Annotated in this window: 1 protein-coding gene; it reads left to right on the plus strand. The window is 68.1% G+C overall.

Going from position 1 to position 1,150, the window contains the following annotated elements:
• Positions 1–220 precede the first annotated feature (220 nt).
• Positions 221–1,000 carry a hypothetical protein gene (locus ABZY31_RS31295; protein ID WP_356417091.1) on the plus strand — a complete coding sequence of 260 codons (780 nt, stop codon included), beginning with the start codon at positions 221–223 and terminating at the stop codon, positions 998–1,000.
• Positions 1,001–1,150 lie beyond the last annotated feature (150 nt).

Raw genomic sequence — 1,150 nt, forward strand, 5'->3', positions numbered from 1 at the left:
TTCCTCGGGCCTTGGGCCACCGACCGCACCTTGCGGATCTCGAACTCCATCGCACCCCTTGAACTGGGGTGTTGCGACGACTCCTAGAACCCAAGACGACGCTCCGGGGCCTCCACTTCGCTGACCTCCCCGCTCAACGACGTGCCGGGCAACCTGTCACGCCCAGTCCACCCTCAGCTTCGTGCTGCCTTCTGTCAGGGGGCGTCTCTACCCTGGCGTGATGACACGTTCTGAGTTCAAGTTCTCCTACCTGCAGCCGCTGTTCGCGGACGTGGAGCGACTGCGGGGGGAGGGTGCCTACCGGCAGTTGCCGGCACCGCAGCCGTCGAGCAGCCTCGCGACGGACGATGCACCGCTGGGCATGTACTCCGCGTCCACGCTCATCCGGAACTCCTACAGCGCGGGGGTCGCCCATGCCGATGCGCTGCGCAGGCTCGTGTACGCGGGAGAGGTAGACCCGCAGAGCCCGTGGACCCTGATGCGGGGGGCGCTGGAGAACTTCGCCACGGCCGTCTGGCTCCTGGGCGGCAACGACCGCATTGAGCGCCGCCGGCGCGCCCTGGCCCTGTGGCGTGAGGACATGCGCAACCGGGCCCAGCACGAGGAGGACACGGACCACCAGCCAGGCCCTGGTGGCAAGACCGGTCGCGAGCGCCGCCAGGACATAGCCGACCTCGCCTTGTCCCTCGGCATTCCCACCGCCTCACTCAGCAAGCCAGAGGCGGGGAAGGTCATCGGGGAAGCGGCCGAGGACGCCGGCCTGAAAGCCCGAGAGGTCACCGCCGCCTGGCGCGCGGCGTCAGGGTTCGCCCATGGGCGGTACTGGCCCAACCTCCGGGCATCCATGCCCATCGACGCCGTGCGCAGCGGCCCCGACCACTACCTGATGGCTTTGGTCATCGACGAGGACCAGCACCGCCCGTTGACACGGCATACCAGGACGCTGCTCCACCGACTGCACGACAGGTACCAGGCCAGGGCCACAGCCACAGCCCACTGACCACGCAGCGAAGCCCATCAGGCGCCGATGACTCGGGGCGCTTTCGCGCACAGAGCTAGTGCCGTGACCGGGAAGGTTCGCCGGGTTGCTCGTTGTGCTGGTTGGAAATGAGTTCTCCAAGCAGCGTGGGGAGGCGGGATGGCGAAACCG

This window comes from Streptomyces sp. NPDC006529, from assembly GCF_040611795.1.
Lineage (GTDB): Bacteria > Actinomycetota > Actinomycetes > Streptomycetales > Streptomycetaceae > Streptomyces.